Source organism: Chromobacterium sp. INPA-IVC (assembly GCF_059047085.1).
Window position 1 is genome coordinate 272,154 of sequence record NZ_JBTNLS010000008.1, and the last position, 24,409, is coordinate 296,562.

The following is a 24,409-nucleotide window of genomic DNA, read 5'->3' on the forward strand; positions in this document are numbered from 1 at the left end:
GGAATCAGGGACGGTCGCTGTGCCCCAGCGCCTTGTCCGGCGCGATGCGGTCGCGCAGCCGCTGCTTGAGGATTTTCAGCTCGGGAAAGCCATCCTCCGCCTTGCGGTCCCACAGCAACTCGCCGTCGACCTCGACGCGGAACACGCCGCCGCTGCCGGGACGCAGCGCCACCTCGGCCAGTTCTTTCTCAAAGGTGGTCAGCAGTTCCTGGGCCAGCCAGCCGGCGCGCAGCAGCCAACGGCAGCCGGTGCAGTAGTGGATGACGACGCGGGGAAGGGAAGCGGGGGAGTCGGACGGATTCATGACGAGAAGGCGAGGCGGGAACAAAACGACAGCATAACGTAAAAAACGGCGCCGACCCCCTGTTTGCAGCGTGTTGTGCGGGTGCGAAGCACCCTCTCCTCCATCATTTCTCTTTTATTTGGCAGACTTGGCGCAGTGCCGAGTCGGGGGCCGGCGTCGCGGATATCGTCTTGTTCAACTTTGTTGCTCGGGCCAGTGTGCCCAGCCGGGCCTGGACTGTAAAGCTCGGGATGGTCGCCTCGCGCATTGCTGCGAAGCAGCATGTAACTTCGGCGCAACGCCGGCAAACAAACAAAAAAACAGCAGCTTGCGCCGAAAATGGCGGCAAGCTGCCGTGGGCATGGATTGATAGCGCTATCAGTGCGCGTGGTCGTCGACGCCGTCCTGCACCACTACCTGCACTTCCACCTGGCCGGCCTTCTCGAAGCCCAGCGTCAGCGGGAAGCGGTCGCCGGCCTTCAGCGGCTGCTTCAGACCCATCAGCATGATGTGGTAGCTGCCCGGCGCGAACTTGACGGTCTGGCCCGGCGCGATCGCCACGCCGCCTTCCACCTTGCGCATCCGCATCACGCCATTGTCGTTGACGTGGGTGTGCAGCTCGGCGCGATCGGCGCGCGGGGTGCTGGCCGACACCAGCTTGTCCTCGGCCTTGCCCTGGTTTTCCAGCGACAGGTAGACGCCGCCGGTCTGGCTGGCGGCCGGCATCGCGCGGCTCCACGGATGGCCGATGTGGATGGCGCCCAGCTGGAAGGAGTGGGCGGCTGCCAGGCCGGACAGGCACAGGCCCAACAGGGCGGCGGCGAAACGTTTCATCGCGGGGTCTCCAATTGAAAATGGCTCTCACTCTAGCACGCCGCGCGGGCCGATGAACGCGACAAATTGCCGCATCCGTCGGCCTCGCGCCACACCTTGCCATGCCGCCGGTCTAAAGCGCAGTCACCGGCTACCCCGCCACAACGTAAGCCTCTACAATCGGCGGGCTAGATACCCGGCCTCAACACCATGTTCAAAACCTTGTCGCTGCAATTCCTGTTCGGCGGTCTGCTCAGCCTGATCACCATCACCAATCCGCTGTCCAAGATTCCGCTGTTCATCACGCTGACCCGCGAAATGAGCGAACCTCACCGCGACTCGCAAGCCCGCCGCGCCTGCGTGTTCGCCGCCGCCATCATGGCGGTGAGCCTGCTGGCCGGCAACCTGATCATGGCCGCCTTCGGCATTTCCTACGGCGCGCTGCGCATCGCCGGCGGCTTCGTGGTGGCGGTGCTGGGCTACCGCATGCTGTTCCTGTCGCAGGACCCCGGCCAGGCGCCCAAACAGTCCGGCGAGCGCGAGGACTACGCCTTCTTCCCGCTGGCGATGCCCGGCATCAGCGGCCCCGGCACCATCGCGGTGGTGATAGGCATTTCCACCGAGATCGCCGAACTCTCCACGCTGCCGGCCAAGGCGCTGGCCTTCGCGATGACTTTCGCCGCCATCGGCCTGACCTGCGCCGGCATGTGGCTGACGCTGAAGTCGTCGCTGCTGATCTCGGAGCGGCTGGGCCGCGGCGGCCGCGAGGTGATGACGCGGTTGATGGGCTTCCTGCTGATCTGCATCGGCGTGCAGTTCGTCGGCTCCGGCATCCGCACCTTCATGGCCGGCTCCTGAGCCGCCGCCCAAGCCAAGCAAGCCGGCGCGCACAAGCCGCGCCGCCTCTGCCACAATGGGCGGACCATCACCGCAGGTCCGCGCCATGCTCGCCCTTTCCGCCGAACGCTCCGAACTGTTCCGCGCCGACGACCTCGGCGCGCTGGAATGCCTGGACGCGCAATACGCCGAGCGGACCTTCCCGCCCCATTTCCACGAGCAGTTCGTCGTCAACACGCTGACCCTGGGCGCGCAGTCCTACCGCCACCGCGGCGGCCTGCACCGCGCCGGCGTCGGCGCGCTGGTGCTGATCAATCCCGGCGAGGTGCACACCGGCGAAACCGCCCACGAAAACGGCTGGGCCTATCGCGGCTTCTATCCCGGCGTCGACATGATAGGCGGCCTGGCCGCCGACCTGAACGGCAAGGCGGGCCTGCCCTATTTCCGCGACACCGTGGTGATCGACCCCGGCCTGGCGCGCCGGCTGGACAGCCTGCACCTGCTGCTGCGCGACAGCCGCGACGCGCTGCGGCGCGAATCAGCGCTGGCCGCGGTATTCAGCGAGGTATTGGTCAAATACATGCGGCTGCGCCCGGACGAGCAGGCATCCGCCCCCGGCGCCGTGGAAACCGTCAGGCAGATGCTGGCCGACGATCCCGCCGCCAACCACTCGCTGCAGCAACTGGCGGCGGCAGTCGGCCTGTCGCCCTGGCAGCTGTGCCGCCAGTTCAAGCGCGAAACCGGTCTGCCGCCGGTGGCCTGGCGCAACCAGCTGCGGGTGGCGCGCGCCCGCAAGCTGCTGGCGGCCGGCATGCGGCCCGGCGCGGCGGCGCTGGAGCTGGGCTTCGCCGACCAGCCGCACCTGACCCGCGCGTTTCAACAGGCGCTGGGCGTCACGCCGGCAGCCTATCAGAAGGCCGTGGGCGCCCGCGACCGCTGAGCCGGCCGCAAAATCGTTCAAGACAGGCCGGACGACCTGCTCCATCATCAGGAGCAGAGGGCCGATGTCCGGCCCCGCCGCACGCAGGATTCATCCATGCCCTCCTTATCCGACCGCCGCCACTGGCTGCTGGACGGCGCGCGCGACACCATTCCGATGATGGTGGGCGCGGCGCCGTTCGGCGTGATCTTCGGCACCCTGGCCATCGCCGCCGGACTGTCGCCCGCCGCCACGGCGGCGATGTCGCTGCTGGTCTTCGCCGGCTCCTCGCAGTTCATCGCCGTCAGCCTGGTTTCCGCCGGCGCCGCCCTGCCGGTGATCTGGCTGACCACCTTCGTCGTCAATCTGCGCCACGCGCTGTACAGCGCCACGCTGCTGCCCTACGCCCGGCCGTGGCCGCTGGCCTGGCGCTGGCCGCTGGCGTTCTGGCTCACCGACGAAACCTTCGCCGTGGTCGAGCACCGCTTCCGCAGCCTGGGCGCGGACGGCGGCCAGTGGTACTGGCTGGGATCGTCGCTATCGATGTACCTGAATTGGCAGCTGTGGACGCTGGCCGGCGTGGCGCTGGGCCGCTCGGTGCCGGGACTGGACAGATTGGGACTGGATTTCGCGATGGTGGCCACCTTCGCCGCCATCGTCGCGCCGCAGTTGAAAAAGCGGCCGACGCTGGCCGCGGCACTGGCCGCGGGCGCGGTCGCGCTGCTGGCGCGCGGCCTGCCCTACAAGCTGGACCTGATGCTGGCGGCGCTGGCCGGCGTCGCCGCCGGCATGCTGCTTGAACGCGGACAGAAACGGGAGACGGCATGAACTCATGGCAACACTGGGCGGCCATCATCGGCATGCTGGCTTCCACGCTGGCGATACGCGCCAGCTTTCTGGTCTTCGGCCAGCGGCTGGCCTTTCCCGGCTGGCTGAACCGCGCGCTGCATTACGTGCCGGCGGCGGTGCTGTCGGCGCTGGTGGCGCCGATGGCGCTGGCGCCGGCCGGAACCATAGACCTGTCCTGGCATAACGCCTATCTGGCCGGCACCGTCGTCGCCATCGCCGTCGCCTGGAAAAACGGCAAGACGCTGCTGGCCATCGTGGTCAGCTTCGCCGTCTATGGCGCGCTGCGCTGGCTGCTATAGGTTGTAGGCCAAGACCAGGCCTATCATCAGCGGCGCCAGCCAGCGGCAGGCGACGCGCATCAACAGCGCCGCCGGCGCGGACAGCCGCAGCTCATCCCGCACCGCCGGCCACGCCACGCGCCCGGCGAACAAGGCGGTGCCGATGCAGCCCAGCGGCAACAGCACATTGGACGCGGCGTAGTCCATCAGCTCGAAGGCGTTGCGGCCGAACAGCTTGTAGTCGGCCAGCGGGCCGAAGGACAGCGCCGCCGGCACGCCGGCGAGAAAGGCCAGCGCGGTCACCGCCAGCGCGGCCTTGCGCCGGCTGATGCCGAACTCGTCTATCGGCAGGATGGCCACCACCTCCAGCAGCGACACCGCCGAAGTCAGCGCCGCCATCAGCAGCAGCGCGAAGAACGCCGTCGCGAACAGCTGGCCGTAGGGCAGATGGTTGAACACCACCGGCATCACCATATAAGTCAGGCCCGGACCGGCCTGCGGATTCAGGCCGAAGGCGTAGATGGCGGGGAAGATCATCAAACCGGCCAGCACCGAGGTCAGCGCGGTCAGTCCGGTCACCCACAACGCGGAATTGCCGAGCCGGGTGCCCGGCCCCAGGTAGGAGCCGTAGGCCAGCATGCAGCCGGCGCCCACCGACAGCGAGAAGCAGGCCAGGCCCAGCGCCTCCACCAGCATGCCCGGCGTCAGCCGGGCGAAATCGGGACGGAACAGCGCCTCCACCCCGGCCATCGCGCCGGGCAGGGTCAAGGCGCGCACGATCAGCGCCAGCATCAGCAGGAACAGCAGCGGCATCAACAGCTTGCCGACGCGCTCGATGCCCTTCTGCACGCCTCCCGCCACCACCAGCAGCGTCAGGCCGGCGAACAGCGCGTGGGTCAGCAGCGCCTCGCCCGGATCGCCGACATACTGGCCGAACAGCGCGCCCAGCGCTTTGACGTCGCCGCTCATCACCCGGCCGTCCAGCGCGCGCAGCAGGTAGCCCAGCGTCCAGCCGCCGACCACGCTGTAGAAGGAAAACACCAGGAAGCAGCACAGCACGCCGCCGTAGCCCAGCAGCTTCCAGCGCGGCGATCCCAGTTTGGAGAACGCGCCGACCGCGCCGCAGCCGGCCGCGCGGCCCAAGGCCAGCTCGGCCTGCAGCAAGGCCAGCCCCAAGGTGAAAGTGAAGGCAAGATAGACCAGCAGGAAAGCGCCGCCGCCATTCATCGCGGTGACGTAGGGAAATTTCCAGATGGAACCGAGGCCCACCGTGGCGCCGGCCGAAGCCAGAATGAAACCGAGGCGGGAACCCCATTGCGTGCGTGGCATGACAACTCCTGAGTCAAAACTGTTTGCCGCCGCACGGGATGAAAAGCTGGATACAACAAGGCCGCCCATGACGGCGGCCCGGAAAGCGGATGTGAACACTCCTGGCGCGCCGGCTTAGCTGCGCCACCACCAATTTTGGGCCTGGAGTGAAATAATCTGCTTCATCATGGTCCAAGCATGCCGGTTAACGCCCGCAGGCGTCAAGCCCGGCGTGCGCGCTCAAGCATTCTCGGCCGCCAGCTCGCCCTCGGCGCGCGGCGCGCCGCGCAGCCGGAAACCCAGCCACAACAGGCCAAGCCACAACGGCAACACGTACACCGACACCGCGATGCCGGGCGTGAACAACATCACGCCGAGTATCGTCGCCATGAAGGCCAGGCACAGCCAATTGGCGAACGGATGCCACAGCGCCGGAAACAGCGAGCGACGGCCGGCGCGGGCGCGGCGGAATTTCAGGTGGGTCAGGCTGATCAGCACCCAGTTGATCACCAGCGCCGTCACCACCAGCGACATCAATAGCGCCAGCGCGCCGCTGGGCAACAGATAGTTGACGATCACGCCCACGAAGGTGGCCAGCGCCGAAGCCAGGGTGGCGTTCACCGGCACCCCGCGCTTGTCCACCTTGCCCAGGCCGCGCGGCGCGTTGCCCTGTTCCGCCATGCTGAACAGCATGCGGCTGGTGGCGTAAACGCCGCCGTTGTACACCGACAGCGCCGCCGTCAGCACCACGAAGTTCAGCGCGTGCGCGGCGAAGCCAACGCCGATCTGGTCGAAGATCATCACGAAGGGGCTGCCGCCGGCGGCCACCTTGCTCCACGGGTACAGCGACAACAGCACCGCCAGCGAACCGATGTAGAAAATCAGCACGCGGTAGATCACCTGGTTAACCGCCCGAGGAATGGTTTTCTGCGGATCGCGGGTCTCCGCGGCGGCCATGCCGATCAGCTCCAGGCCGCCAAAGGAGAACATGATCACCGCCATCGACATGAACAGTCCGCCGAAGCCGTGCGGAAAGAAGCCGCCGTCGTTCCACAGATTGCCGACCGAGGCCTGCGGGCCGCCGGTGCCGGACAGCAGCAGGTAGCCGCCGAACACGATCATTGAAATCACCGCGCCCACCTTGATCAGCGCGAACCAGAACTCGGTTTCGCCATAGTATTTGACGCTGGCGAGGTTCACTCCGGTGATCGCCGCGAAGCAGACCAGCGCGGTCAGCCAGGTCGGCACCTCCGGCCACCAGTAGCGGACATATTCGCCGGCGGCGGTCAGTTCCGCCATGCCCGCCAGCACATACAGCGCCCAGTAGTTCCAGCCGGCCAGGAAGGCCGGGAACCTGCCCCAGTAGCGGCCGGCGAAATGGCTGAGCGAGCCGGCCACCGGCTCTTCGGTCAGCATTTCGCCAAGCTGGCGCATGATCAGGAAGATGACGAAGCCGGCGACCGCGTAGCCGAGAATCATCGAGGGACCGGCTGACTTCAGCACGCTGGCCGAGCCGAGAAACAGGCCGGTGCCGATGGCGCCGCCCAATGCGATCAACTGAATATGCCGGTTTTTCAGCTCGCGCTTCAAACCGCCGGAAGTCGAGGGAACGCTCACCTTGGCGCCTCCATATGTGGGTGAATTGGAACGGCGCTGGAAACAGGGAGCTTATCGGGGAATCACCCAAAATCAGACAAAATGTCTAATAAAAACCAACCGCACAACTCGTTGAAAAACGTACCAATCAGTACAAGTCAATTGAAGACTAAAACAAATCAGGGCAATTCGTCAAAGGCGGCAGGCTAGGTTCGCATGGGGCCGCCATCTCTCAGGGTCAAAAATCGGACAAATAGTCTAATAGTTAATAACCATGCCGCCAATGACAAGGCCGCCCCAAGGGGCGGCCTGGCATCGCGAAGCCGGCCCGACAGGCCGGCGCCGCGGTTTACGGCAGCTGGCGCGCCAGTTCGGCGTCCGGCTGCTTCGCGCGCTTCATGCGGAAGCCCGCCCACAGCAAGCCCAGCCACACCGGCAGCACATAGACCGACACCGCCATGCCCGGCGTGAACAGCAGGATGCCCAGGATCATCACCATGAAGGCCAGGCAGATCCAGTTGGACAGCGGGAACCAGAACGACGGGAACACCAGCTTCTGGCCGGTCTTGGCGCGGCGGAACTTCAGATGAGTCAAGCTGATCATCGCCCAGTTGGTGACCAGCGCGGCCACCACCAGCGACATCAGCAGGCCCAGCGCCTCGCCCGGCAGCAAGTAGTTCAGGATCACGCAGGCGAAAGTGGCGACCGCGGAGAACAGCGTCGCGTAAACCGGCACGCCGCGCGTGTCCAGCTTGCCCAGCGCGCGCGGCGCGTTGCCCTGCCTGGCCAGGCCGAACAGCATGCGGCTGGTGGCGTAGACACAGCTGTTGTACACCGACAGCGCGGCGGTCAGCACCACGAAATTCAGCGCGTGCGCGGTGAAGCCGGCGCCGATCTGCTCGAAGATCATCACGAAGGGGCTGCCGCCGGCGGCCACCTTGCTCCACGGGTACAGCGACAGCAGCACCGCCAGCGAACCGATGTAGAAGATCAGGATGCGGTAGATCACCTGGTTCACCGCCTTGGGGATGGTCTTCTGCGGCTCGGACGCCTCGGCCGCGGTCATGCCGATCAGCTCCAGGCCGCCGAAGGAGAACATGATCACCGCCATCATCATGAACAGGCCGCCGAAGCCGTGCGGGAAGAAGCCGCCGTCGTTCCACAGATTACTGACCGAAGCCTGCGGGCCGCCGGTGCCGGACAGCAGCAGGTAGCCGCCGAAAACGATCATGCCGATCACCGCCGCCACCTTGATCAGCGCGAACCAGAACTCGGTCTCGCCGTAGGATTTGACGTTGGCGAGGTTGATGCCGTTGATGCAGACAAAGCACACCAGCGCGGTCAGCCAGGCCGGAACGTGCGGCCACCAGTACTGGACGTAGGCGCCGACCGCGGTCAGCTCGGCCATGCTCACCAGCACGTACAGCACCCAGTAGTTCCAGCCGGACAGGAAGCCGGGGAAGCTGCCCCAGTAGCGGTACGCGAAGTGGCTGAACGAGCCGGCCACCGGCTCCTCGGCCACCATCTCGCCCAACTGGCGCATGATCATGAAGGCGATGAAGCCGGCGATGGCGTAGCCGAGGATCATCGACGGGCCGGCCGACTTCAATACGCTGGCCGAGCCGAGGAACAGGCCGGTGCCGACGGCGCCGCCCAGCGCGATCAGCTGGATATGGCGGTTTTTCAGCTGTCGCTGCAAACCGGTGTGGGCTTCGCTCACTATGAATTCTCCTTGAGGTGCGGGCGCCAAACGCGCGCCCGGACGGGTGCGCGACCATCTAAACATCAGCACGACATTGCCGTCAAACCATTGGATACAATATAAATGCCCAAAATATGCACAATGATTGAATTTTAAAAATAAAATTCCCCATTTTCTGCAACTTCAAACCATAAATTGCTCAATCAGACCTATCTAGCTGCGAATTTTCCGCATCCGACGCCCCATGTCCGGCACGAACGTTCCGTTACCTGCAGTGACAAATGCCACACACAGCTCTTGCAACTGTTTGTCGATAATCCCAGTCGAAGGCATTGAGTGACCCGTGCGTCACATCAGGGAGAGAACAATGAAACAATCCGTATTGATCGCCAGCGTGCTCGGCGGCGGCATCGCGCTCGGCGCGGTGGGCGTAGCCGGCATCCAGGCCATGAAGTCGTCGAAACCGGAAACCGCCGTCGTCGCCAGCGCCCCGCTGGCTCAGGCTTCCGCTCCAGCCATCCAGGCGCTAGCGCCCAGCGCGGCCTCGTCCAATCTCGCCCAGCCGGCGCCGCAAGCCTCCACCCCGGTGGCGGCGGCCGCGCCCAAGCCGGCGCCTAAGCCGGTCCACGCGACCCACGCCAAGATCCTGGGCGTGACGCCTATCCGCGAGGCCGGCACCGAGCCCAAGCAGGTCTGCCACCAGGAACAGGTGGTGCACCAGGCGCCGGTGCAGGACCAAAACCGCATCGCCGGCTCGGTGATCGGCGGCGTGGTCGGCGGCCTGCTGGGCAACCAGGTGGGCGGCGGCAACGGCAAAAAGGCGGCCACCGTCATCGGCGCGCTGGCCGGCGGCTATGCCGGCAATCAGGTGCAGGAAGGCATGCAGCAGCGCGACCAGGTGACCGGCACCCGCACCATCTGCAACACTGAAGAAACAAAGACCGAGAAGATCGTCGGCTACAACGTGCGCTACTCGCTGGACGGCAAGACCGGCACCGTGCGCATGGACGAGAAGCCGAAGGGCAAGACGCTGCCGGCCAAGGACGGCAAGCTGCTGATCTGATCCCGGCGGATCGGTCAACACGAGACAAGGCCCGGCATCGCCGGGCCTTTTTCCATTCAAGGCCTCAGGCCGGGGCCCGCCTCGCCTCCCCGGCGCGCTGCCGTTCCGCTACCTTCTCCGCCGCCTCCGGCGGGCCGAACAGCAACACCAGCCGGTCGCGCCAGCCATCGGCGCGCCAAGCCTCGGCCAGCATGTCGCGCCACTCCACCAGGCTGACCCACAGCGGATTGAAGCTGTTGACCGGCTTCACCGTGCCGTAGTCGCACGGGTCGCTGGCCAGCTCCTCGGCATAGGTGCCGAACATCCGGTCCCAGACCACCAGCACTCCGGCGTAGTTGTGATCGATGTAGCGCGGGTTCTTGGCATGGTGGCCGCGATGTATCGACGGCGTGTTGAACACGTGCTCCAGCCAGCCCAGCTTGGGCGAAGCCTGGGTGTGGACGAAGAACTGGAAGGCCAGGTTGAGCAGCACCACCGCCACCACCTGCTCGGGCGGGAAACCGACCCAGGCCAGCGGCAGCCAGAACGCCCACATGCCGGCCAGCGGATACATCAGGCTCTGGCGGAAGGCGGTGGTGAAGTTCATCCGCGTCGAGCTGTGGTGGACGCTGTGCGCCGCCCACAGCCAACGCACGCGGTGGCTGACGCGATGGAACCAGTAGTAGAGGAAGTCCTGGCCGAGGAACAGCAAGAAAAAGCTCAGCCAGCTGGCGGAAAAGTCGAGCAGACGATGGTGCTGGTAGATCCAGCCATACAGCGGCAGCACCAATACCCAGGCCAGCTTGTCCGCGCCCTGGTGCAGCAAGCCCAGCGCCGCGCTGCATAGCGAGTCTCGCCAATTGTAGAGGCCAAGCCGGCCCTGGCGCCGAAACAGCCACAGCTCCCAGGCGACAAACAGCAGGAATACCGGCGCCAGCGCCAGCAGGATCAATTCAATCGGAAATTTCATCGCAGGCCGCCATAGAGCAAACACTTGATTGGAGTGTAAGCTCTATGCATGATGGGCTGTCAACCGCGGCAACCCTGCCGACACGCTTTCCCCGCCCGCTGTGGCGGGAAAACCATATGAAAAGCGGCCATCTCCCAACCAGGGAGATGGCCGCCGAACGGCAAGACAGCCGCATGCCGCGGCCAGCGCATTGTTCAGTCGCGGCGGGCCATCAACGCGGCCAGCGAGGCGTCGCGCTCGCTCCACACCCGCGCCACGCTGGGGCGCTCGCCCAGGCGGCGCAAGTAGTCGCTACAGCCTTCCAGCCGCTGCGTCATATCCTCGCCGAGAAAGGTCTGGCTCAGGCGCGCCACCACCGGCAGGATGCCGGCGGCGCTGAGATCGGCGAAACTGAAGTCCTCGCCGGCCAGCCAGGGGCGGCACTGCGCCAGCTTGGCCACCGCGCCGATGCCGCGCGCCAGCGCCTGGCGGATCTCCTCGCACTTCTCCGGCTCCGGCCGGGTGCCTTTCAGCATGTGGCGGATCAGCGGGCTGGCCGGCAGCATCACGTACAGTTCCAGCATCGCGGTCAGCTCGCGCGCCAGCGCCCGGCTGTTGGGCGTCGGCGGCAGCAACGAAGCGGTGGGGTAGGCGTCCTCCAGCCACTCCAGGATCACCGTGGACTCGGCCAGCGGATGGCCGTTGATCTCGACGAAGGGAATCTTGCCCATCGGGCTCTTTTCCAGCAGCTCGTCCTCTTGCGAAGGCGTCGTCACCACTTCCTGGAAATTGACCCCCTTCTCCAGCAAGGCGATCTTCACCTTGTTGTAGTAGGGCGACAGCGGGATACCGTGCAGTTTGATCATGCCGACTCCAATAGCGATGGGTTCGTAAGCGCCGATGCGGGGCGAGGCATCGGCGCGCGGCCTACATCATCCAGCCTATTCCCTTATTTAGCCAGCGCCAGGCTCTTTTGCTGCAGCAATTGGCGGATCTGCGGCAGCATCTGCTGCGCCGCCTTCTCGCCCTCCAGGATGGCCTGGTTGCGGGCCTCGAACTCGGCCGAGCCGATGTTCAGCACATTGGGGTGGATCACCACGTCGGCCTGCTTCAATTCCTGCGCCAGCGCCGAGCCGTTCATGATGCTCAGGCTCTGGTCCAGCATCGACAGGAAGCCGGTGGCGCGGCCGGCCTTGGGACGGCCGGTGATGTCGACCGCGATGACGAACTGCGCGCCCATCTCGCGCGCGGCGCTGACCGGCACCGGGCTGACCAGGCCGCCGTCGACATAGCTCTTGCCGCCTATCTTCACCGGCAGGAACACGTTGGGAATGCTGGCCGAGGCGCGCACCGCCTGGCCGGTGTTGCCGGTGCGGAACACTACCCGGCGACCGGAATCCAGCTCGGTGGCCACCGCGGCGAACGGCTTGCCCAGTTTTTCCAGCGGACGGTTGCCCACCTGGGCATTGATCCAGTTCTGCAGCTTCTCGCCCTTGATCACGCCCTTGGTGGACAGCGTCCAGTCGGTGAGGTCGGCCTGGTCGAGCGCGATCGCGCGCTGCTGCAGCTGCATGCCGGTCAGGCCGGACGCGTACAGGCTGCCCACCACGCTGCCGGCGCTGGTGCCGACGATGATGTCCGGCGTGATGCCGGCGCCTTCCAGCACCTTGATCACGCCGATGTGGGCGAAGCCCTTCACCGCGCCGCCGCCCAACGCCAGCGCGATCCTGGGTTTCTGCAGCGGCTTGGCGACCTGGCCGCTGTCCGGCGGCGTGGCGCTCATGCAGGCGGATAATAGGGACGCGATCCCGGCCAGCAGCGCGGGACGTAGAATGCTCTTGCTAATCATGATTGCATCGGTCTTTCAGACATCGGCGGCCGCCAGGGCCGCCCCAACGGGCGCGGGGTCCAGCATCACGTAATTCAGATGCTTCGCGCCCTCCAATTCGAAATGGGTTTCGCCATGGACAGCCATGCCGATGCGGCGGTAGAAGGCGATCGCGCGCTCGTTGCCATGCCATACCCTCAGCCACAAACGCGGCTGGCCGGGCTGCGCTGCAGCCCATTGCCGCGCCGCCGCCATCAGCCGCCGCCCCAGGCCCTGGCCGGTGTGACTCTCCACCAGATAGAGTCGCTCCATCTCCTGGCACGGGCCATCGCAGCCGGCGCAAGCTTCGTCCAATTTCAGCTGCGCGTAGCCCAGCAGATGGCCGTTCCTCTCCATCACCAGCAACTGGCGCGCCGGATCGGAGATCAAGGCTTCCATCTTTTCCGGCGTGAATTCCGTCAGCACATAGTCGGCCAACGCCTGGCGGATACCGTCGATGGCATAGGTGCTCAGCCACACCTGGATCGACAGCGCGGCGAGAGAAGCCGCGTCGCCCGGACGCGCGGGACGGATTTCCAATTCCATGGCTAACTTTCTTTAAGCTGCGCGGCGGCGGTCCGCCGTCAGGGCTTGGGTGCCTTCTTGACGAATTCGATCACCTGGCGGCCGTCGTCGGTCATCTTGGCCAGCTTCTTTTCGGTGCCCTTCCACGCGTGGCCATACACCACCTCGTAGCTGGCCGGCAACTTGCCGTCGCGGCGGTGCCGCTCGTACGCGGCCTCCACCTTGCGCCAGGCCTGCTTGCCCATCAGGCCGCGGCCGCGGCCGGCGGTGGCGTTGTGCGCGCCTATCGCTTTCAGGTCGCGCATCACCGCGCGGGCATCGTCATAGGTCAGCGCGATCTTTTCCATGTCCATCACCGGCTCGGCGAAACCGGCGCGCATCAGCGCGTCGCCGATGTCGTGCATGTCGATGAACTGGTTGACGTGGGTGGCGCCGTCCACGCCGGCGAAGGCGTCGCGCAGTTCGAACAGCGTGTCCGGCCCCAGCGTGGAAAACATCAGCATGCCGTCCGGCTTCAGCACCCGGCGCATCTCGGCGAACATCCGGTCCGGCTCGTTGATCCATTGAATGGTCAGATTGGACCAGATCATGTCGACGCTGGCGTCGGCCAAGGGCAGTTTTTCGATGTCGGCGTTGATCTGCCACGGCTGGCTGGGCTTGAACAGCTTCTTCAGCAAGCCGTCGCCGGATCGGCCGCGCTCGCGCGAGGCCAGCAGCATCGCATGCGCCAGATCCAGTTCGACCACCCGCGCCTGCGGGTAGCGCTCGCGCAAGCCCGCCGCGCCGTAACCGGTGCCGGCGCCGGCGTCCAGGATCACGGCTGGCTGGTGCTTGATGTAATCCAGCCGTTCCGCCATGCGGTCGGACACTTCTCGCTGCAGCACCGCGGCGGAATCGTAGCTGGCCGCGGCCTTTTCGAACGAGGCGCGCACGCGCGCCTTGTCGGTGTAAAACGCTTCACTCATGCCTGGGTTTCCAGATGCTCGGCAAGCGCGCGCACGAAATCCTGCTCATGGGACAGGAAGGGCGCGTGCGACGCCTGCGGGAATTCGTAAAGGACGGCGTCGGGCAGCGACTCGGCCAGCCAGCGGCCGGCGCCGATCGGGGTGATCGCGTCGCGCGCGCCGTAGAACAAGGCTGTCGGACACTGGATGCGGCCGGCCAGCCCGCGCGCGTCGGCCTCCAGCAGCAGCTCCAGCGCCGGCAGCAGGCCTTGCGGCCGGCCATGGGAGAACAGTTCGCCGCGCAGCGCCTTCAGCGTGTCGCGCGCCGCCGGCGCGCCCATCATCTGCAAGGCGAGGAAACGCTCCAGCGTCTGCTCGAACGCGCCGTCCAGGCTCTGGGCGACGGCTTCTATCGATTTGCGCTCCTGCGCGTGCGGCCAGGTTTCGTCACGGACGAAACGCGGGCTGGTGGCCACCAGCGCCAGGCTCTTCACCCGCTCCGGATGGCGGGCGGCCCAATGCTGGGCGATCAGGCCGCCAAGCGACCAGCCCACCACCTGCGCCGGCAACGGGAATTGGGAAGCGAGCAGATCGGCGACTTCGTCGGCGTCGAAGCGTTGCAGCGCCGGCGACGCGCCGTGGCCCGGCAGATCCACCAGATGGACGCAGAAACGCGTCGCCAGTTGTTCGGCCACGCGGGCGAACACGCCGCCGTGCAGCCCCCAGCCGTGCAGCATGACCACGTCCGGCCCCTGGCCCAGCGTTTCGACAAACAGATTCATGAACAGGCAAATTGGGCGAAAACGCTATTTTCGCAAGAGTACGATGCGAAGGAAACCTCCAAAACCGGCATCTTCGTCGTGAAACGGTTGCAATTTGGTAACGGCAACCATCTCGCCCAGCCGTCGGTTGATGCTGGTGGCCAACACCCGCGTCAGCGCATTGCCGGCGCGCCGCCAAAGCGGCGCCTGCCGGTTGTCGGCCAGAAACTTGTCGAACACCGCCACCCGGCCGCCCGGCTTCAGCACCCGCTCCACCTCCAGCAAGCAGGCCCGCGGATCAGGGAGGGTCGACAGCACCAGATGCAGCGCCGCCGCGTCGAAGCTGTCGTCGGGAAAATCCATCCACTGCCCGTCCATCAACTGAACGTCCACTTCCACGCCCAGCTTGGCGGCGCGCTCATGCAAACGCTCCAGCATCGCCGGCGCGATGTCTATCGCAGTGATATGGCGGCAGCGCACCAGGAAATCCAGATCGAGCCCGGTGCCGGCCCCCACCAACAGCAAGCGCTCATCAGGCTGCGGATTGAGCAAGCTGATCGAGCGGCGGCGATAGCGGGCGAAACCCTGCGCCAGCTTGTCGTACACCGGCGCGTACAGGTCGTAGCGCCAGCGGTTGAAACGGTTCGCGTATTCACGCCACACGGCCTTGCCCTCGTTCGAAACTCAGCAGTTTGTCCCAGTCCAGCGCCCAGGCCGGCGCCGGCTTCGCGAAATGGAAACCCTGCAGCATGCCGCAGCCCATTTCAGTCAGCATAGTCATCTGGCTGGCGGTTTCCACGCCCTCGGCCACCACTTCCAGATCCAGCGCGCGCGCCAAGGCCAGGATGGCGCGGACGATGGCTACCGACTCCTGCTTGCGGTCCAGGTCGAACACGAAGGACTGGTCTATCTTCAGCACGTCGAAGCGATAGCGGTGCAGATAGGACAGCGCCGAATAGCCGGTGCCGAAATCGTCCAGCGCCAGCCTGACGCCCAGGCCGTGCAACGCCTGCATCGCGGTGGCGGCGGCCTCGGGCTGGTCGATCAGCGCGCTCTCGGTGATTTCCAGATGCAGCATCGCCGGCGGCAGCTGGTAATGGGCGATGCGCTCGCCTATCCAGCCGACCAGGTCCGGATCGCGGAAATTGGCCGACGACAGGTTGATGTGCAGCGCGATGCCCTCGCCCACCTGCCCCTCGGCGCGCCAGGCCCGCAGCTGGGCGCAGGCGGCGTTGATCATGTAGCGGTCCAGCCGGGTGATCAGCCCGCTCTCCTCGGCCATCGGCAGGAATACCGCCGGCGAAATCAAACCCCGCTGCGGATGCTGCCAGCGCACCAGCGTCTCGAAACCGGCCAGCGCTCCGGTGGCGGCCGAAATGAAGGGCTGATAGTAGGGCAGCAGCTGCCCATCCTCTTCCAGCGCGCGACGAAGCTCGGTCTCCAGCGCCAGCTGGTCGGCCTGGTCTATCCGCAGTTGGTGGCTGAACAAGGTGTAGCCCTGGCGGCCCTGCTGCTTGGTGCAGTACATCGCGTGGTCGGCGTCGCGCAGCAGGTCGTCAGCCTGGCGGTAATGCGCGCGGTCGGCCAGCACCACGCCGACGCTGGCGGTGGAAAACACCTCGCGTCCGGCCAGGATCACCGGCCGCTCGAACTCGCTGACAATGCGGCGGGCGATGATCTCGCACTCGTCCACCGCGTCCATGCCGAACATCAGCACCGCGAACTCGTCCCCTCCCAGCCGCGCCAGGAAATCGTAATGGCGCAGGCAGGCGCGGATGCGCGCGCCGGCTTCGAACAGCAGGTGGTCGCCGGCCAGATGGCCCAGGGTATCGTTGACCAGCTTGAAGCGGTCCAGGTCGATGAACACCACGGCGAAGCGGTCGCCGCCATCGAGGTAGGCATCCCAGGCGCGGCGCAGCGCCTTGGAGAAATAATTGCGGTTGGGCAGCTTGGTCAGAGGATCGTGCAGACTGTCGAACTCCAGCTGGGCGTTGACCGCGTCCAGCTCGCTGGTGCGCTCGCGCACCCGCTGCTCCAGATCGGCGTAAGCCTGTTGCAGGCTCTCCAGCGCGCGCACCCTCGCCAACGCGGCGCCGATATGGTTGGCGACGAACTCCAGCACCTCCTGGTCCCGGTAGCCGTACACCACCTCGCCGTCGTAGCTCTGCACCGCCAGCACGCCCAGCAGTTCGTGGTCGCAATACAGCGGCACGCCCAACCAGCTCTTGGGCGGCATCTCTCCTTCCTCCGCCGCGACGCCCGGCAAGCTGCCGTACGGATCCAGCAGCAACGGCCGGCCGCTGTGCAACACCTGCTCGATCAGGCCCTTGCCGGGCTTGCGCGCCCGCAGCGAAGACGCGTATTCGTCGGCGCAATAAGGAAAACTGATCAGGTCGCTGGCCATGTCGTACAACGCCACCACGCAGTTGCGCGCCGCCACCATTTCCAGCAGCAGCCGGTGCAGGCCGCTGAGAAACGCTTCCAGAGACAGGCTGGTATTGGACAACTCGGCTATGCGGAACAGCACGTTCTGGAATTTCTCCGCGCGCTTGCGGCCGGCCACCTCGGCGCGCAGGCGCGCGTTGGCGCCCTCCAGCTCGCTGGTGCGCAGCGCCACCTGCCGCTCCAGCCGGCCGTGGTACAGCGCGCGGTCCAGCGCGAATCCGACATGGCGGGCGGCGAACATGAACCACTGTTGTTCGGCCGATGTCGGCATCGGCTGGTCATCGTAGACCTGCAGCACCACCGCGCCGATCAGCTCGTCCGCCGCGTTGGCCAGCGGCGCGCCCATCCAGAAGGCTGGTAGCTGCGCCGGACGCGCCAGCGCCTCCTGCCGGCACAACTCCTCGATGCGCTCGCCGGTCAGCACCATCGGCGCGCCGCCGCGCATCAGCCAGGCGGTCAAGGACGCATCGGGGCCGGCCAGCGGAAAGATCCGCTCCGGATCCGGCGGCGTCGGATCGCGCCGATCGACGTAGAACGGGAAATGGAACGCGGAGCAATCCTCGTCGTACAGCGCGATGCAGAAATTGTCGGCGTCCAGCAGACGCTGCATCAACCGGTGCAGCCGCGGCAGCATTCGCTCCAGCGCCGGACACTCGCCGGCCAGCTGGCTGATTTCCAGCATCGTCTCATTGGCGGCCCGCGCGGCCGCCTGCTCGGCCCGCAACGCTTCGCACTGCAGATGGCCGGCCAGCAGCGCCGCCACGGTCTCCAGCTGCGCCGGCGGCGCGCCCCGCCACGCCAGCCATCCCAAGGATTGGCCCCCCGCCCGCAGCGCTTGCGCGCCCGCGCCTGCCGACGGCTGCGTTCCCGCGGATAAGGCCTCGCCGTCCGGCAAGCCGTCGGCATCGCCGAACGCCGCCAGCCGCCGCCATGCCGCCCCGTTCCATCCCCATGCCGCCGCCGCGCTCAAACCGCCCAGGCCTTGCAATAACGACAAGGCGCGGGCCGCGGCCCGTTCCGGGTCGTCCAGATATTCTGCCGTGCTCTTCATGTCATTATCGTAGTACGGGACGCCGAGAAAGTCCGCAGCCAGACAAAAGCCCGGGGCAAATGCCCCGGGCTTGAACGTTTTCATGTGGCGCGGACGCCGTCCGCCGCGTCAGGCTTCAGTTTGCCGCCTGGCTCAGCATCAGATCCAGTAATGCGTCCAATTGGGAAAGCTCATGCCGGGCCGACAGCGAGATCCGCAGCCGGGAGCCGTTCTCCGGCACAGTCGGCGGCCGCACCGCCGGCACCCAATAGCCCTGCCGCCGCAGCGCGTCGGCCAGCCGAACCGCGTTCTCATCCGAGCCGACGACGAAAGGCTGGATCGGCGTGGAGGATTGGCCGGCGTAAGGCGTGCCGTCCAGCCGCTGCCGGCAGCGGGCGATCAACTGTCCCAGCCGCTCGCGGCGCTCGCCGGCCTCGGCGATCAGCCGCAGGCTGACGCCCACCGCGGCCGCCAGCGCCGGAGGCTGGGCGGTGGTGAAGATATAAGTGCGAGCCTTGTTCACCAGCCAGTCGATCAACGGCCTGCCGCCGGCGACGAAGGCGCCGGCCAGACCGGCGGCCTTGCCCAGCGTCGCCATATAGATCAGCCGCTCGCTGGAAAGATCGTGCGCGGCGACCGAGCCGCGGCCGTCGCCCAGCACGCCGAAACCGTGGGCGTCGTCGACATACAGCCAGGCGTCGTAGCGCTCGGCCAGCGCCAGCAAGGCCGGCAGCGGCGCCTGGTCGCCGTCCATGCTGTACACGGCGTCCACCGCGATCAGCTTGGTCGGCGCGTCGCTGGCGGCCAGCAGTTGTTCCAGATGATCAAGGTCGTTGTGGCGGAACCGCTGGAAATCGGCCCTCGACAACAGACAGCCGTCGTTCAGCGAGGCGTGGTTGAGCTTGTCGGCGAACACCGCGTCGCCGCGCCCCACCAGGCTGGTCAGCACCGCCAGATTGGCCGCGTAGCCGGAGCCGAACAGCAGCGCCGCCTCGCGGCCGACGAAGCCGGCCAATTCTTCTTCCGCCTGCTGATGGGCCCGCGTGTGGCCGGTCAGCAGATGGGAGGCGCCGCTGCCGGCGCCCCAGCGGTCGGCGCCTTGCTGCAGCGCGCGCACCAGAGAGGGATGATCGGCCAGGCCGAGATAATCGTTGCTGGCGAAAGACTGGTATTCCTCGCCATCGATGACAATATCGACGCCTTGCGGCGACTCGAGCGTCGCCCGATAACGGCGACGATGGCTGGCGTCCAGTTCCAGCAGGGCTGCGGACAGGTCTTGGAGGCGCATAGCGATTGCACTCTTTTACGTTGTTGACCAAACCGCGGCAGCTGCCCGCCCCGGTGCGACACACTATATATATGTTTCCATTTAAGGCTACAGTACAGAATTGCTAATGTTTTTTACAGTGCCTGCAAATCCAGCTTGGACATCAGCGCCTGATCGGCCACCACGTCCGGATTGCCGGTGGTCAGCAGCTTGTCGCCGTAGAAAATGGAATTGGCGCCGGCCAGGAAACACAATGCCTGGGTGGCTTCATCCATTTCGCGGCGGCCGGCCGACAACCTGACGTAGCTGGCCGGCATCGTGATCCGCGCCACCGCGATGGTGCGCACGAACTCGGTCCAGTCCAGCCGCTCGGCGTTCTGCAGCGGCGTGCCCACCACCTGCACCAGATTATTGACCGGCACCGACTCCGGCTGCGGGTCCAGATTGGCCAGCTGGGCGATCAGCCCGGCGCGGTCCGCGCGGGTTTCATTCATGCCGACGATGCCGCCGCAGCACACCGACAGCCCCGCCTTGCGCACCTTGCCCAAGGTGTCCAGCCTGTCCTCGTACTCCCGGGTCTGGATGATGTCGGCGTACTTGTCCGGCGCGGTGTCCAGATTGTGGTTGTAATAATCCAGGCCCGCGTCCTTCAACTGCTCGGCCTGGCCGTCGCGCAGCAGGCCGAAGGTGGCGCAGGTCTCCAGGCCCAGCGCCTTCACTTCACGCACCATCTCCAGCGTTTTCTGCAGATCGGCGTCCTTGGGGCCGCGCCAGGCCGCGCCCATGCAGAAGCGTCCCGCGCCGTTGGCCTTGGCCTGGCGCGCCGCGTCCACCACCTCGTCCACCGTCATCATCGGCTGGTCGGCCACCGGCGTGTCGTGGTGCACCGACTGCGGACAATAGCCGCAATCCTCCGGACAGCCGCCGGTCTTGATCGACACCAGCGTCGACAACTGGATCTTGGTCGGGTCGAAGAACTGGCGATGGATTTCGGCGGCGCGGAACACCAGCTCCATGAAAGGCAGGCCCAACAACGCCTCCACATCGTCTACGCTCCAATTAGTGTTTTCCGGATGCGGGGTGGCCGGGCGCTTGAGTACCATCGTGGCAGAATGCATCGTATGCTCCAATAGCTGTTTGTCATTCTCACTGCGAGCCGTGCGGCTCGTCATCCTGCCCCGATGGGCAGGCGACAAAATCTTGGAGGGTGGTCGACATGCTGTCAAATATTAGAAAGTTAATAATTGACAACTGCTCAATAATTAATCAGAAATGCGTGCTATGCGGGCAGACGCACGCCCGAGAGGGGCTGTGCGCCGGCTGCCGGGCGATGCTGCCGCGAATGCCCACAGAGCGCTGCCCGCGTTGCGCGGAACCGACAGTCGGCGGCGCGCTGTGCGGACACTGCCAGCGCCAGCCGCCGGCGTTCGACGCGCTGCATGTTCCCTATCTGTTCGCTTACCCTCTGAACGGCCTGATCCACGCCTACAAGTACGGCCGGCGGCTGCAGCTGGCTGGCGCGCTTTCCGGATTGCTCACCGAATTCGCTCGCTGTCAAGGCCATAAATACGATTTAGTCATCCCCGTTCCGCTGGCAAGCGCGCGACTGGCCGAAAGAGGCTTCAATCAGAGTTCCGAGCTTGCCAAAGCGTTCGCTGATACAATAAACAGCCGTTTTTCGGACAGTCTGTGTTGGCGAAAATGCAACACTTTGCCGCAAGCCTCGCTCGGCCGCGCCGAAAGACTGCGAAACGTTCGCCATGCATTCGACGTAAAACGCCGGTGCGACGGGCTTTCCATCGCGATCGTCGACGACGTCGCGACCAGCGGCGCAACCCTCTCCGCCTTGTCTAAAATGATCAAAAAACAAGGCGCGGAACGGGTCGACGCATGGGTGCTTGCCCGAGCATTTTCCCTAAAAACTTGACCAAGATTTTGATTCTTTGGAACAATCCAGCCTGCCAACGATGTTCACTGTTGTTCTATTTCAGCCGGAAATTCCGCCCAACACGGGCAATGTGATTCGTTTATGTGCCAACACCGGCTGTGAACTGCATCTGGTCAAACCCATGGGCTTCCCGCTTGAGGATGCCAAGTTGCGGCGCGCAGGGCTCGATTACCACGAGTATGCCCGCGTCGTCGTCCATGAAGATTGGGACGCTTGTTTGCGTGCGCTTCAGGGACGGCGGATTTTCGCCGCGACGACCAAGGGGGCTACGCGCCATGACCGGATTTCCTACCAACCCGGGGACGTTTTTCTGTTCGGTCCCGAATCCCGCGGCTTGCCGCAAGATGTGCTGGCTGCCCTGCCGGCGCAGCAAAGGATTCGACTGCCGATGCGTCCCGAGTCGAGAAGCCTCAATCTCTCCAATGCCGTCGCTGTGACGGTGTTCGAGGCTTGGCGCCAGCTCGGTTTCGAAGGGGGGGTATAGCGGTTCGCAAAGTTGGCCCAACAGCATAGGGAGGTTTATGCAACCTGTTCTCCGATGGCTGTGGCTTCTATTTGTCAGTCTAGTGCTTGTGGCCTGTTCCACTGTGAAGACGGCCAGTGCCACAAACCAGTCGGCTTCGCCGACTAACAAGAAGTCCGTTGCCAAAAACGGAGCTTATTTCCAGAACGACGGTCCGGCCGATCATATCCCGGTCAACCTGAGCCTGGTTCCCGACGCCGTTCCGCAGGACGAGCCGCTGATCAAGTCGGCCAACCTGCCTTACTCGGCGCTGGGCATGAGCTTCCGTCCAGATGTGCGTGAAAAGCCGTATCACGCCGTCGGCCGTGCCTCCTGGTACGGCAAGCAGTTCCACGGCCGCAAGACGTCCTCTGGCGAACGCTACGACATGTTCGCGATGACTGCGGCCCATCCGACCCTGCCGATCCCGAGCTATGCCCGGGTGACCAATCTGACCAACGGCAAGTCGGTAGTTGTGCGAGTGAACGACCGCGGTCCGTTCCACAAGAAGCGTCTGATGGATTTGTCCTACGCCGCCGCCTACAAGCTGGGCTTCATCCAGCAGGGCAGCGCCAAGATCGCGATCGATCGCGTCTGGCCGGCGGAAGACAGCACCTACTCCGCCTCCGCGCAGCCGGTGACCCAGCCCGTGGGCCGGGAGCTCAGGGCGGGCGACAATCCGAAGTATCTGCAGCTTGGCTCGTTCAACACGCTGGCCAACGCCGAGGCGCTGCTGCAGAAGACGCTGGACGGGCTGGACGACAAGTACGACTCCAAGCTCGGCATCGTCAACCAGCAGGGCGCATACAAGGTGCGCCTGGGACCGTTCTCGACAGACGAGGCGGTGCGCAACGCAGCGGAAAACCTGCACGTGGAGACCGTCATCACCAGCTTGTGATGGTCCGTGCTTGAATCGTATGGCAACAGGGCAAAAGGCGAAGGATGCATCCTTCGCCTTTTTTCATGCCCGTCTGCCGGCCAACCCAATAAAAAGCCCCGGCCGAGAAGCCGGGGCAAAGCCTGGATAGCAACGATTCAGGCCCCGCTCAGGGAGCCAAGCGGGAGGTGCGGAGCACCTGCAAGCTTAGGCGGAGCCCGTCGCTCAAAGTTCCGCCATGCCGTCGTCCTGCGGCGGCAGCGCGTCGAACCATCCCTTAACCACCTGCTCCACCTCGTCGACGCCGGTCTTCTTCAGGCTGGAGAACATCTGCACGCTGACCGACGGATAGTCGGCCAGCTCGCGCTTCACCTCGGCCAGCACCTTGTTCTGCTCCTGACGCGACATCTTGTCGGCCTTGGACAGCAGGATGTGCACCGGACGGCCGGCGACGCGGAAAAATTCCAGCATTCTGCGATCCAGGTCCTTCAATGGGTGGCGGGCGTCCATAATCAACAGAAGGCCGATCAGGCTCTGCCGGGTCTGCAGGTAGCGGCCCAGCAGCTCCACCCAGTGGGCGCGCACCGCTTCCGGCACTTCGGCGTAGCCGTAGCCAGGCAAGTCCACCAGGAAGCACTCGTCGCCCAGCTCGAAGAAGTTGATGTGCTGGGTGCGTCCCGGCGTCTTGGACACGTAGGCCAGCCGGGTGCGGTTGGCCAGCGTGTTGATGGCGCTGGACTTGCCGGCGTTGGATCGGCCGACGAAGGCGACCTCGGCGCGGGTGGCCGGCAGGTCCTTCATGTGGTTGACGGTGGTATAAAACCGGGCGTTCTGAAAAATCGACATGGTAGTAAGGTTGAAATCAATTGGTATAGAATAACAGGTTTGGAATTGCTACTTTTACAGATATTTTAGGGGCTCACCCTAAAGGAGCGACCATGAGACGTAAAATGCTGTTGGCGATGGCATCCCTCACCCTGGCCGGCAACGTGCTGGCAGCCTCCCCGGCGGCCAAGGGTGACCCGGCGAAAGGCAAGCAGATCGTGGACACCGTGTGCGCCGCCTGCCATGGCGTCGACGGCAACAGCGTCGCAGCGGCCAATCCGACCATCGCGGGCCAGAGCCAGCAATATCTGTATAGCCAGCTCAAGGCCTTCAAGACCGGCGAACGCAAAAATCCGACCATGCTGGGCATGACCGCCGGCCTGTCCGACGACGACATGCACAACCTAGCCGCCTACTTCAGCCAGCAAAAGCCCAAAGACCGCGAAGCGGCCGACAAGGCGCTGCTGCCGCTGGGCGCCAAGATCTACCGCGTCGGCAACCCCGCCAGCCACGTGCCCGCCTGTATGGCCTGCCACGGCCCGGCCGGCAAGGGCCTGCCCGAGCAGTTCCCGCGCGTGGGCAGCCAGCACGCCGGCTACATCGCCAAGCAGCTGGCCGACTTCAAGGCCGGCGCCGACCGCAAGAACCTGATGATGACCGATATCGCCGGCCGGATGACCGATGCCGAGATGAAGGCGGTGGCCGAGTACATTTCCGGCCTGCGCTGAGCCGTGCCCTCTCCCGCCGGAGCCCGACACGCCGCGCGGCGAAAGCCGCGCGGGCGGGCGCAACTTTGCCGCTCCGGCCCGTTCAAAAGGGAAGCCCCGAACGGGCTTCCTTTT

General features: G+C 65.5%; 25 protein-coding genes. 9 read left to right on the forward strand and 16 right to left on the reverse strand.

The window, feature by feature from the left end:
• Positions 1-4: 4 nt before the first annotated feature.
• Positions 5-304: an Rdx family protein gene (locus tag ACX17K_RS17000; RefSeq protein WP_021479181.1), complete on the reverse strand. Its 300-nt coding sequence runs from the start codon at positions 302-304 to the stop codon at positions 5-7.
• Positions 305-661: 357 nt separating this feature from the next.
• A complete protein-coding gene (locus ACX17K_RS17005) occupies positions 662-1,117 on the reverse strand; it encodes a copper chaperone PCu(A)C (protein WP_347370257.1) in 456 nt (151 codons plus the stop codon).
• 189 nt (positions 1,118-1,306) lie between these two features.
• On the opposite strand from ACX17K_RS17005, the gene ACX17K_RS17010 reads away from it, so the two are divergent.
• From ACX17K_RS17010 to ACX17K_RS17025, 4 genes are all read left to right on the forward strand, one after another.
• Positions 1,307-1,954: a MarC family NAAT transporter gene (locus ACX17K_RS17010; protein ID WP_046155196.1), complete on the forward strand. Its 648-nt coding sequence runs from the start codon at positions 1,307-1,309 to the stop codon at positions 1,952-1,954.
• A gap of 85 nt (positions 1,955-2,039) precedes the next feature.
• Positions 2,040-2,873 carry a helix-turn-helix domain-containing protein gene (locus tag ACX17K_RS17015; RefSeq protein WP_493775702.1) on the forward strand — a complete coding sequence of 278 codons (834 nt, stop codon included), beginning with the start codon at positions 2,040-2,042 and terminating at the stop codon, positions 2,871-2,873.
• Positions 2,874-2,969: 96 nt separating this feature from the next.
• Positions 2,970-3,680, forward strand: a complete 711-nt coding sequence (locus tag ACX17K_RS17020; protein ID WP_493775703.1) for an AzlC family ABC transporter permease — start codon at positions 2,970-2,972, stop codon at positions 3,678-3,680.
• Positions 3,677-4,000: an AzlD domain-containing protein gene (locus ACX17K_RS17025; protein WP_493775704.1), complete on the forward strand. Its 324-nt coding sequence runs from the start codon at positions 3,677-3,679 to the stop codon at positions 3,998-4,000. The genes ACX17K_RS17020 and ACX17K_RS17025 overlap by 4 nt, the downstream gene beginning before the upstream one ends.
• Here ACX17K_RS17025 and ACX17K_RS17030 read toward each other — a convergent pair.
• The 3 genes from ACX17K_RS17030 to ACX17K_RS17040 form a co-directional block, all read right to left on the reverse strand.
• Entirely contained in the window at positions 3,995-5,308 is a 1,314-nt protein-coding gene (locus ACX17K_RS17030) for a sodium-dependent transporter (protein WP_493775705.1), read from the reverse strand. The two genes, ACX17K_RS17025 and ACX17K_RS17030, sit on opposite strands and share 6 nt — an antisense overlap.
• Before the next feature lie 219 nt (positions 5,309-5,527).
• Complete coding sequence (locus ACX17K_RS17035) at positions 5,528-6,904, reverse strand: amino acid permease (RefSeq protein WP_493775706.1); 1,377 nt, start codon at positions 6,902-6,904, stop codon at positions 5,528-5,530.
• A gap of 328 nt (positions 6,905-7,232) precedes the next feature.
• A complete protein-coding gene (locus ACX17K_RS17040; protein WP_493775707.1) occupies positions 7,233-8,603 on the reverse strand; it encodes an amino acid permease in 1,371 nt (456 codons plus the stop codon).
• Positions 8,604-8,952: 349 nt separating this feature from the next.
• On the opposite strand from ACX17K_RS17040, the gene ACX17K_RS17045 reads away from it, so the two are divergent.
• A complete protein-coding gene (locus tag ACX17K_RS17045) occupies positions 8,953-9,648 on the forward strand; it encodes a glycine zipper 2TM domain-containing protein (protein WP_493775708.1) in 696 nt (231 codons plus the stop codon).
• A 64-nt stretch (positions 9,649-9,712) separates the two neighbouring features.
• Here ACX17K_RS17045 and ACX17K_RS17050 read toward each other — a convergent pair whose 3' ends face one another.
• From ACX17K_RS17050 to bioB, 10 genes are all read right to left on the reverse strand, one after another.
• Entirely contained in the window at positions 9,713-10,597 is an 885-nt protein-coding gene (locus ACX17K_RS17050; protein WP_493775709.1) for a sterol desaturase family protein, read from the reverse strand.
• A 194-nt stretch (positions 10,598-10,791) separates the two neighbouring features.
• Positions 10,792-11,442 (reverse strand): glutathione S-transferase family protein, encoded by a 651-nt coding sequence (locus ACX17K_RS17055; RefSeq protein WP_046168118.1) that lies wholly within the window; start codon positions 11,440-11,442, stop codon positions 10,792-10,794.
• An 83-nt stretch (positions 11,443-11,525) separates the two neighbouring features.
• Positions 11,526-12,425, reverse strand: coding sequence for a patatin-like phospholipase family protein (locus ACX17K_RS17060; protein ID WP_104945957.1), 900 nt, complete (start codon positions 12,423-12,425; stop codon positions 11,526-11,528).
• Between the two features lie 15 nt (positions 12,426-12,440).
• Entirely contained in the window at positions 12,441-12,989 is a 549-nt protein-coding gene (locus ACX17K_RS17065) for a GNAT family N-acetyltransferase (RefSeq protein WP_493775710.1), read from the reverse strand.
• Between the two features lie 38 nt (positions 12,990-13,027).
• Complete coding sequence (gene bioC, locus ACX17K_RS17070; protein ID WP_493775711.1) at positions 13,028-13,933, reverse strand: malonyl-ACP O-methyltransferase BioC; 906 nt, start codon at positions 13,931-13,933, stop codon at positions 13,028-13,030.
• The gene (bioH, locus tag ACX17K_RS17075) at positions 13,930-14,694 is read right to left on the reverse strand and encodes a pimeloyl-ACP methyl ester esterase BioH (protein ID WP_493775712.1); all 765 of its coding nucleotides are present in this window, start codon (positions 14,692-14,694) and stop codon (positions 13,930-13,932) included. Before bioH ends, bioC begins: the two co-directional genes overlap by 4 nt.
• 24 nt (positions 14,695-14,718) lie before the next feature.
• Complete coding sequence (locus tag ACX17K_RS17080) at positions 14,719-15,336, reverse strand: class I SAM-dependent methyltransferase (protein WP_493775713.1); 618 nt, start codon at positions 15,334-15,336, stop codon at positions 14,719-14,721.
• A complete protein-coding gene (locus ACX17K_RS17085) occupies positions 15,326-18,169 on the reverse strand; it encodes a bifunctional diguanylate cyclase/phosphodiesterase (protein WP_493775714.1) in 2,844 nt (947 codons plus the stop codon). The genes ACX17K_RS17080 and ACX17K_RS17085 overlap by 11 nt, the downstream gene beginning before the upstream one ends.
• A gap of 115 nt (positions 18,170-18,284) precedes the next feature.
• Positions 18,285-19,436, reverse strand: coding sequence for an 8-amino-7-oxononanoate synthase (bioF, locus tag ACX17K_RS17090; protein WP_493775715.1), 1,152 nt, complete (start codon positions 19,434-19,436; stop codon positions 18,285-18,287).
• 113 nt (positions 19,437-19,549) lie between these two features.
• On the reverse strand, positions 19,550-20,533 hold the full coding sequence (bioB, locus tag ACX17K_RS17095; protein WP_082107249.1) for a biotin synthase BioB: 984 nt from the start codon (positions 20,531-20,533) through the stop codon (positions 19,550-19,552).
• A gap of 98 nt (positions 20,534-20,631) precedes the next feature.
• On the opposite strand from bioB, the gene ACX17K_RS17100 reads away from it, so the two are divergent.
• From ACX17K_RS17100 to ACX17K_RS17110, 3 genes are all read left to right on the forward strand, one after another.
• Positions 20,632-21,342 (forward strand): ComFC family protein, encoded by a 711-nt coding sequence (locus ACX17K_RS17100; RefSeq protein WP_493775716.1) that lies wholly within the window; start codon positions 20,632-20,634, stop codon positions 21,340-21,342.
• 40 nt (positions 21,343-21,382) lie between these two features.
• Entirely contained in the window at positions 21,383-21,847 is a 465-nt protein-coding gene (gene trmL, locus ACX17K_RS17105) for a tRNA (uridine(34)/cytosine(34)/5-carboxymethylaminomethyluridine(34)-2'-O)-methyltransferase TrmL (protein WP_021475552.1), read from the forward strand.
• Positions 21,848-21,950: 103 nt separating this feature from the next.
• Complete coding sequence (locus ACX17K_RS17110) at positions 21,951-22,763, forward strand: septal ring lytic transglycosylase RlpA family protein (protein WP_231178476.1); 813 nt, start codon at positions 21,951-21,953, stop codon at positions 22,761-22,763.
• Positions 22,764-22,967: 204 nt separating this feature from the next.
• Here ACX17K_RS17110 and yihA read toward each other — a convergent pair whose 3' ends face one another.
• Positions 22,968-23,588: a ribosome biogenesis GTP-binding protein YihA/YsxC gene (gene yihA / locus ACX17K_RS17115; protein WP_021475550.1), complete on the reverse strand. Its 621-nt coding sequence runs from the start codon at positions 23,586-23,588 to the stop codon at positions 22,968-22,970.
• A 92-nt stretch (positions 23,589-23,680) separates the two neighbouring features.
• On the opposite strand from yihA, the gene ACX17K_RS17120 reads away from it, so the two are divergent.
• A complete protein-coding gene (locus ACX17K_RS17120) occupies positions 23,681-24,295 on the forward strand; it encodes a c-type cytochrome (protein ID WP_046155214.1) in 615 nt (204 codons plus the stop codon).
• The last annotated feature ends 114 nt before the right edge of the window (positions 24,296-24,409 follow it).